Source organism: Longimonas sp., assembly GCF_046498435.1.
Classification (GTDB): domain Bacteria; phylum Bacteroidota; class Rhodothermia; order Rhodothermales; family Salinibacteraceae; genus Longimonas.
The window spans coordinates 1-8,709 of record NZ_JAWOAR010000194.1; the positions used below are offsets into that span (position 1 = coordinate 1).

The 8,709-nt window shown below is 61.8% G+C and carries 5 protein-coding genes; 3 read left to right on the forward strand and 2 right to left on the reverse strand.

What is annotated here, in order from left to right; all coding sequences use genetic code 11:
- Nucleotides 1-324: 324 nt before the first annotated feature.
- On the reverse strand, nucleotides 325-2,652 hold the full coding sequence (locus tag R6U20_RS07280; protein WP_410337196.1) for a DNA topoisomerase (ATP-hydrolyzing) subunit A: 2,328 nt from the start codon (nucleotides 2,650-2,652) through the stop codon (nucleotides 325-327).
- 554 nt (nucleotides 2,653-3,206) lie between these two features.
- Between R6U20_RS07280 and miaB the strand changes: the two genes are divergently transcribed.
- Nucleotides 3,207-4,742, forward strand: coding sequence for a tRNA (N6-isopentenyl adenosine(37)-C2)-methylthiotransferase MiaB (gene miaB, locus R6U20_RS07285; protein ID WP_410337197.1), 1,536 nt, complete (start codon nucleotides 3,207-3,209; stop codon nucleotides 4,740-4,742).
- A gap of 203 nt (nucleotides 4,743-4,945) precedes the next feature.
- On the opposite strand, the gene R6U20_RS07290 is transcribed toward miaB, so the two are convergent.
- Nucleotides 4,946-5,323: a DoxX family protein gene (locus R6U20_RS07290; protein ID WP_410337198.1), complete on the reverse strand. Its 378-nt coding sequence runs from the start codon at nucleotides 5,321-5,323 to the stop codon at nucleotides 4,946-4,948.
- A gap of 169 nt (nucleotides 5,324-5,492) precedes the next feature.
- On the opposite strand from R6U20_RS07290, the gene thrA reads away from it, so the two are divergent.
- Both thrA and R6U20_RS07300 read left to right on the forward strand, forming a co-directional pair.
- Nucleotides 5,493-7,949, forward strand: a complete 2,457-nt coding sequence (gene thrA, locus R6U20_RS07295) for a bifunctional aspartate kinase/homoserine dehydrogenase I (RefSeq protein ID WP_410337199.1) — start codon at nucleotides 5,493-5,495, stop codon at nucleotides 7,947-7,949.
- 84 nt (nucleotides 7,950-8,033) lie between these two features.
- The coding region (locus R6U20_RS07300) for a homoserine kinase (RefSeq protein WP_410337200.1) at nucleotides 8,034-8,709 on the forward strand (676 nt) is incomplete at its 3' end.

Genomic DNA, 8,709 nt, shown 5'->3' on the forward strand with positions numbered 1-8,709 from the left:
GGGGCAAGGCGAGGAGCTATCTGCTAACTGAGCAGGAGATGGTTCGACTGCGCTCACCATGACATCTTTTTTTGAAGGGGGAGGGTCGCCTGTTCAGCACAACACTCCTTAATTGATTGTCATCTTGAGCGAAGCGGCTCCCCCCGGGAGACGCGGAGTCCTGACACGAGCGAAGCGACTGATGAACGCAGTGAATAAAGATCTCCCCCGCGCTCAGCACAGCCCACCACCCGCCAGGCTTCTGCTAACTGAGCGGGAGATGGTTCGGCTACGCTCACCATGACAGTTCGTGCGGGGGTATGTTATTCCGAGCAAGAAGCCTGCTCAGTCCACCTTCACCTCAATGGGCTCATAGTGCACCTCCGCAAAGTAGCCGCGCTTGATGACGATGTGGCCTTTGCCGCCACGATTGGTAATGTCGTACTTGGTCGTGCGCACAATCTCTTCGCGTCCGTTGTTGGTGACGACCGTGAGCCCGTCGCGAGCCGCATCCGAAAGCGTAGCGCCCAGGAGACGGTCGTCGTCCTGAATCCGCATGCCAATGACGCCCTTTGCGGGGCCCTTGTACACCGACACCTGCTCGACCGGGAAGATCAGCACGCGTCCGCCGTGCGAGGCAGCACAGACGTGCTCGTGGCCCTGCGCCAGCATCGCCCGCACCACCTCGTCATCATCCTCCAGCCGCATAAACATGCGTCCGGTGCGGGTTGAGGGCTCCATAAAGCCTTCGACCGTGAAGCGCGTGGCCTGGCCTGTTTTGGTGAGCGCCACGACGTAGGGCGGATGCGGCTCTTCGTCCTCGGCCACGCCGTTTTCATCGAAGAGCTGCTGCTGATCGGGCTCCTCCGGACGCCCCGGCGGCAGGGCGCGGTCATCATAGCTTACGACGCCCACCACGCGCTCCCCGTCATCGAACGAGAAGAGCTTCTGCACCGGATCGCCGTATCCGGTCGTGCTCGGAATGTCGTTGATGCGCACGGTGTAGCAGGTGCCGTAGTTCGTGAAGAAGCCCACCGTGGCGCGGGTGGAGCCTTCGAGCACCCAGCCGACTTCGTCGCCGTCGCGCACGCGAATCGATTCGATATCGGAGTAGGAGCCCTGGCGCTTCACCCAGCCGTCGCGCGTCACAATGACGTAGGCGTCGCTCTCAATGATGTAGTCGGCCTCGGTGTACTCGATGGCGGCATCGGGCCCGCGAATCTCGCTGCGGCGGTCGTCAGTGTAGTCGGACTTCACCTGCACCAGCTCCTCGCGGACCATATCCCACCGCGCCGATTCATTATCGAGCAGCGCACGAATTTTGGCAGCGCGGGTGCGTTTGGCCTCCAGCTCCTCCTCAATGGCCTCGATCTCCATTTGAGAAAGGCGGTAGAGCTTGGTGTCGAGCACCGCATCGGCCTGCGTTTTGTCGAGCCCAAACCGGTCCATAAGACGCTCCTGCGCATCCTTTTTGTTGGTGGAGGCGCGGATCATGGCAATGGTTTCGTCGAGCGCGTCGAAGATGGTTTCGAAGCCCTCCAGCAAGTGGATGCGCTTCTCCAGCTTCTGCAATTCATGCTTCAGCCGCCGCGTGACAACTTCCAGCCGAAACTGCAAGAAGTGCTGCACAATGGTGCGCAGATTCACGCGCTCAGGCGTGCCCACGTCAGCGCGCTCAGTCGGCACCAGGCACGTCATATTGACGTGGAAGCGGTGCTGCAACTGCGTATGCTTGAAGAGATACGCCATGGCCGCCTCGGCGTCGGAGCCGCGCTTCAGTTCCAGCACAATGCGCACATCGTCGGTCGACTCGTCGCGCACGTTCGAGAGCTGCGGCACGTTCTCATCGGCGATGTGGTCGGCAATGGACTCCACAATCTTGCTTTTGTCGACCCCGTACGGCACCGACTCGATGGTCGCGCGGGTTTTTCCTTTCATGCGGTAGCTACCGCGCATCTCAACGGTCCCCTTGCCGGTGGAATAGATCTCGCGCAGTTCCTCCTCGGTGTTCAGGATAGCCCCCCCGGTAGGGAAGTCCGGCGCGGGCACGTGCTGCCAGAGTGCTTCGGCAGTGGCGTCGGGATCGTCGATCAGATGCAAGCAGGCATCCACAACCTCACCCAGGTTGTGCGGCGGGATGTTCGTGGCCATGCCCACCGCAATGCCACTCGCACCGTTCACGAGCATGTTGGGCACTTTCGCGGGCAGCACAACCGGCTCGGTGAGCGTGCCGTCGAACGTGTCGCGGTACTCCACCGTGTCCTGTCGCAGCTCGGTGAGCAGTTCCATGGCCAGCGGCTGGAGCTTGGCCTCGGTGTAGCGCATCGCGGCAGGGTTATCGCCGTCGAGCGAGCCGAAGTTGCCGTGGCCGTCGACCAACGGCGCACGCAAGGAGAAATCCTGCGCCATGCGCACCATCGCGTCGTAGATGGCCGTGTCGCCATGCGGATGGTACTTCCCCATCGTCTCCCCCACAATAGTGGCACTCTTGCGGTGGCGCCCGTCGGGGTAGAGGTTCAGGTTGGTGAACATGGCATACAGGATGCGCCGCTGCACGGGTTTGAGCCCGTCGCGGATGTCGGGCAGTGCGCGGCTTGTAATAACGGATAATGCATAGTTGAGATACCGCTTGCGCGCGGTTTTGTGCAGCGAGATCGACTCAGTCTCCGGCATAGAAGGCTCTAAATAACGGCTATAACAGATGCGGATGAACGCGTGCTTTTGTCAACGAGCCGTAGCACAGGCGGTTGCAGCATGAGGCAGCAGCACTGCGTGAAGTGTCGATTCGGGATCGCGTTTTATCGTTTTATAGTTGACCCGGAGTCAGACAAAGCAGATTCAGGCAGAAACCAAAAAACCTACCGAAGCCTTCCTACTGTCGTGTCACAGGTCAATCTTAGAGTAGTAACGCACCTCTCTTACATGCTGTCATCTTGAGCGAAGCGGCTCCACCAAGGAGACGCGAAGTCCTGACACGAGCAAAGCGACTGATGAACGCAGTGAATAAAGATCTCCTACACGCCCGGCACAACCTCTCACCCGCCAGGCACCCGCCAACCGAGCGGGAGATGGTTCGACTGCGCTCACCATGACAGGCTTCGTGGGAGGATGATTGCAGGGAAACCATCAAAATGCGAACTGGCAGCGCACTACGCCCCGACGTGGCACATTTCCCGTACAGACCAACTGAACCGTATCTGTGAGGCAGCGTACAGAACGGTTGCATTATGCTGTTGCCTGTTGCCCATCAACCTGTTCGTCCTATGGAGCCGATTCAAGACATTAATATTCTGGACACCGAGCTGCGCCGCGAGCGTGCTCAGGAGAACGACGACATCGATACCGACGACCTCGACCGTCCGAAGATGGCCGGGCACGAGACCGCTGGCGCGCGGCAGGTTTACATTGAAACGTACGGCTGCCAGATGAACGTGTCGGATTCGGAGATCGTGGCATCTGTCCTCGAAAATGGCGGCTACGGGTTAACCCATGATGTTGAGGAGGCCGATGTGGCGCTCATCAACACATGCGCCATCCGCGAAAATGCCGAACAGAAGGTGCGCCGCCGCCTCGACATGCTGCGCGCCAAAAAGCGCAAGCGCGACCGTCCGATGATGATTGGCGTGCTCGGATGCATGGCCGAACGCCTGCGCGAGAAGCTCCTGGAGCAAGAAAAGCGCGTCGACCTGGTAGTGGGGCCGGATGCGTATCGGGATCTGCCCCGTCTGTTGCATGAGGCGGATTCGAGTGGCCAGGCCGCGGTGAATGTGCAGCTCTCGAAAGAAGAGACGTACGCCGACCTCTCGCCGGTGCGATACGATTCGAATGGCATCTCGGCTTTCGTCTCCATTATGCGCGGCTGCGACAACATGTGTGCCTTCTGCGTGGTGCCCTTTACGCGCGGACGTGAGCGCAGCCGCCCCGTATCCACCATTCTGCGCGAGTGCCAGGAACTGGTCGACCAGGGCTACAAGGAGGTGACGGTGCTCGGCCAGAATGTAAACTCCTACCACTACACCGACGACGACGGCACCGACGTGTCGTTTGCCGAACTGCTCGACCGCATCAGTCAGGTGTCGCCCGAGCTGCGCATCCGCTACTCCACGAGTCACCCGAAGGACTGCTCCGACGAGCTGCTGAAGGTGCACGCTAAGCGGCACAACGTGTGCAATTACATCCACTTGCCGGTGCAGCACGGCAACACTGAAGTGCTCGACCGCATGCGCCGCACGTACAGCCGCGAGCAGTACCTGGACCTGGTGGATCGCGCCAAGGCGCTGTGCCCGGGCATCTCGCTGTCGACGGATATCATTGCCGGATTCTGCGGCGAAACTGAGGCGCAGCACCAGGACACGCTCTCCCTCATGCGCGAGGTGGAATACGATCACGCTTACATGTTCAAATACAGTGAGCGTCCGGATACGTACGCCGCCCGCAAGCTTGAGGACGACGTGCCCGAGGATGTGAAGCAGCGTCGCCTGGAGGAGATCATTACGTTGCAACGGAGCATATCGGAGGTGCGCAACGCCAACGAGATCGGGCGCAAACACACTGTGCTCGTGGAGGGCCCGAGCAAGAAGAGCGACGCCCAACTCTGCGGACGCACCGACACGAACAAGATGGTGGTGTTCGACCGCGAGGACTACGAGAAAGGCGAGTACGTCAACGTGCGCATCGTCGACGCCACCTCGGCTACGCTCATCGGCGAAGCGCTGGGCCGCACCACGCTGCAAGAGGAAGCCGAGCGGCTCGTGGTGGGGTGAGCGAGGAGATGGGGGATGGCGGGCGCGGTTCACCCTTCGATGCCTCCATACACCAACGAACCATGCGGGGTTGGCATAAAGGGGCTACCTGATCTTGAAAGCACCGGGTACCCGGAGACGAAAAGCGCCGTTGTGGCGCAGACGTCTCCGGCGGTGCCCAACAGAAAATCACGTACCGCTGGCCCCTATGCGAATACGACAGGTTACGAGACGGGCGCTTCTGCGGAGCGGCGGTTCCGGTAGGTCATGTACGACACGGCAAGAATCGTCAGTGCAACCAACGGCATCATCCGGGCCATCACCGGGTCGCCTACCGCCGTATGGGCAATGAAGGCGGATACAAATGACACAATGAATCCGAAGTAAGCCCACTCTTTCAGGAAGTGGGGCACCGGCGCTAAGAGCGCAACAACGCCCAGCAACTTCGCGATGCCCAGCTCAATCCGAAAATATGCGGGGAAGCCCAGATTCTCAAACGAAGCCGCAATGTCGGGTGAGGTAAAGTACATGTAGGCGGACCCGGCCATCATGAGCGATAGCAAGCCGGTGCTAATCCAGTAGGCATAGTCGCGTGCAGTCATAACAAAAATCAGGGTGCGTGATGAAAAAGCGATTACAGTCAACTCTGTGCATCTCAACACAAGATGCGTTACAGATGAGCCACGAGCGCACCGCCCCACGGCCTGAACCCCCTCTGCGGGTGCGCCGTTAAGCGGATGTCGTTCTTTTTCCATCCAACCGATGCTGCCCATGTCTTCCCCCACGCCCTGGACGGTCTACAAGTTCGGCGGCACCAGTCTGGCCGATGCCGACCGCCTTCAGCACGTCGCCACGCTCATCCAGCAGCACGAAGGCCACTGCGCCGCGGTTGTGTCGGCCATGGGCGGCACTACCGATGCGCTGATGGCCCTCACCGACACTGCACATCCTCACGCCGAGCGCATGCGTCAGCTGGATGGGCTGCGGGATGCTCAGCACGCTCACATCCAGGCGGTGCTTACAGGCGGCGCGGCCGGGCGCATGACCGATGCGCTCAACGAAGATGTGCAGACCATCCGCGATGTGCTGCACACCACGCAGCTGCTGGGCACCGTCTCCGACACCGCCCGCGACCTAATTGCCGGTTTTGGCGAGCTGTGGAGCGCTCGTCTGCTGTCGGCAGCGCTGCAAGAGGCAGGCACCTCGGTGTCCATGCTCAACGCTCGCGAGGTGATCGTTGCCACGCACGGCGACATGGGGCCGACCATCGACTGGGAGGCGACTCGTGCGCGCTGGACCCGCTGGCATGACGATCATGCGGATGCGGAGATGCTCGTTGTGACCGGGTACATCGCGTCTACCCCGCAGGGCACGCCCACCACGCTGGGCCGCAACGGCAGCGACTTCTCGGCGGCGATTATGGCGTCGTTGTTGGAGGCGGAGGCCGTGCACATCTGGACCGACGTAGACGGCGTTATGACCGCCGACCCGCGCCTGGTGCCCGACGCGCAACGCCTCGATGCCATCTCGTATCAGGAGGCCATGGAGCTGGCTTATTTTGGCGCCAAGGTAATCCACCCGCGTACGCTGGCCCCGGCCTTCGACCGCGAGATTCCCATCCACATCCGCAACACGTTTTCGCCTGAAGATCCAGGCACGCGCATCCACCTGAACGGCGAAACGGACCGCCCGGTGAAAGGCTTTGCCACGATTAACGACCTGGCCCTTGTGAACCTGGAGGGCTCGGGCATGATGGGCGTGCCGGGCATTGCTCGGCGACTCTTTAGCGCGCTGGAAGCCGCCAACGTGTCCGTCGTCGTTATTTCGCAGGGCAGTTCCGAGCACTCGATCTGCTTTGCGGTGCCGCAACCCCAGGCCGATGCTGCCCGAAAAGCAGCACAGGATGCCTTCTACGCCGAGATTCATCAAGGGCACCTGCATCCCGTGCAGGTCACCGACAACTGCAGCGTGCTTGCGGTGGTGGGCGACCGCATGGCGGGCACGCCGGGCATTGCTGCCACGTTCTTCGGCGCTCTCGGACAGGCGGGCGTAAACGTGCGGGCCATGGCGCAGGGCTCATCGGAGCGCAACATCACCGCGGTCATTGACGGGGCCGATGCCACGAAAGGGCTGCGCGCCGCCCATGCCGGGTTCTACCTCTCGAACCACACGCTCTCGGTCGGTATCATTGGGCCGGGCAACGTGGGCGGGGCGCTGCTTGAGCAGCTGGATGCGCAGACCGAGCGGCTTCGCACCGAGCAGCGCATCGACATCCGCGTGCGTGGCATTGCCAACAGCAGCTATATGGCGCTGGATGAGAAGCGCCTGGACCTTGACGGCTGGCAAGATGCAATCCGCGAGCAGGCGCATCCGAGCGATCTCGACGCGCTGGCCGACCACATCCAGACCGACTACCACCCGCACGCCGTGCTCATCGACTGCACGTCGAGTCCGGCTGTGGCGGCGCGGTACGAACGCTGGCTGCGGCGCGGCATTCACGTCGTGACGCCCAACAAGAAAGCGAGCACCGCTCCCCTAAATGCGTTCCGGGCGTTGCAAGAGGCGCGGCGCTCTGCCTCCGCCCGCTACCTGTATGAAACCACGGTGGGCGCGGGACTACCCATCATCCAGACGCTGAACAACCTGATTGAGACCGGCGACCGCGTGTTGCGCATTGAGGGTATTCTGTCGGGTACGCTCTCGTATCTCTTCAATGCATTTGACGGCGAGCGCGCGTTCTCCGATATTCTGCGGGAGGCGAAGGCCAACGGCTTCACCGAACCCGATCCGCGTGACGACCTGTCGGGCATGGACGTAGCCCGCAAGGTGGTCATTCTGGGCCGCGAAATGGGCCTCGACATCACGCTCGACGACGTCGCCGTAGAGAGTCTTGTGCCCGATGCGCTCACCAATGGCTCGGTCGATGACTTCATGGCAGGGCTGCCCGAGCACGACGATGCCATGACCAACATCCTGCGCGAGGCCCGCGATGCCGGACAGGTGCTGCGGTTTGTGGGGGCGGTCGACCACACGGGCGAGGCGTCGGTGCGCCTGGGCCGCTACGACGATGACCACGCGTTTGCGCGCATCCACCGCACGGACAATATCGTGCAGTTCCGCACCGAACGCTATAACGAGAATCCGCTCATTGTGCAGGGCCCCGGCGCCGGGCCCGACGTCACCGCCGCAGGCGTGTTTGCCGATCTCTTGCGCCTTGTGGAGGCGTGAGGCAGAATTGCATGCTCTTGATCTGTAACGATGCAGCGCGCTGCATCGCTACGGCATTGTAAAACACATCACAATACAACCAACATGCCGCCTAATCCCGAACCCACCACTGACCCCATTACCACCACGGCTACGGCCCTTTCCCCCGGATCCATCGGCAATGTGGCGGTGGGATACGATGTGCTGGGGGGCGCCTTTGATGCGGTGCACGACCGCGTGCGCATCGAGCGGATCGAGACGCCCACTGTCGAGATCGCGTCGATTACCGGATGCGTGACAGAACTGCCGCGCCGCCCCAAGGCCAACACCGCCACGGTGGGCCTGCTGGCGCTTATTGCGGATCGTGACCTGCCGTATGGCTTTCGCGTGCACATCCACAAAGGCATTCCGTTAAGCTCAGGCATGGGGGGATCCGCCGCTTCCGCTGTAGCCGCCATGAAAGCGGCGCAGGTCCTGGTCGATCCGCCACTGACCAACGACGAGATGCTGCACTACGCCTTGCAGGGCGAACAGATTGCCAGCGGCGCGATGCACGGCGACAATGTGGTGCCTATGGTCTATGGAGGACTCGTGCTCACGCGCAGCCTGGATCCGCTCGATGTGGTGCCCATTCCGGTGCCCGAGAACCTGTATGCTGCGCTGGCGCATCCGCATATGCAGATCTCGACCCGCTCGGCCCGCGCCGTGCTGCCCGAGGCCGTGCCTGTGCCCATTGCTGTACAGCAGAGCGCCAACCTGGCTGCGCTCGTGGCCGGATGCG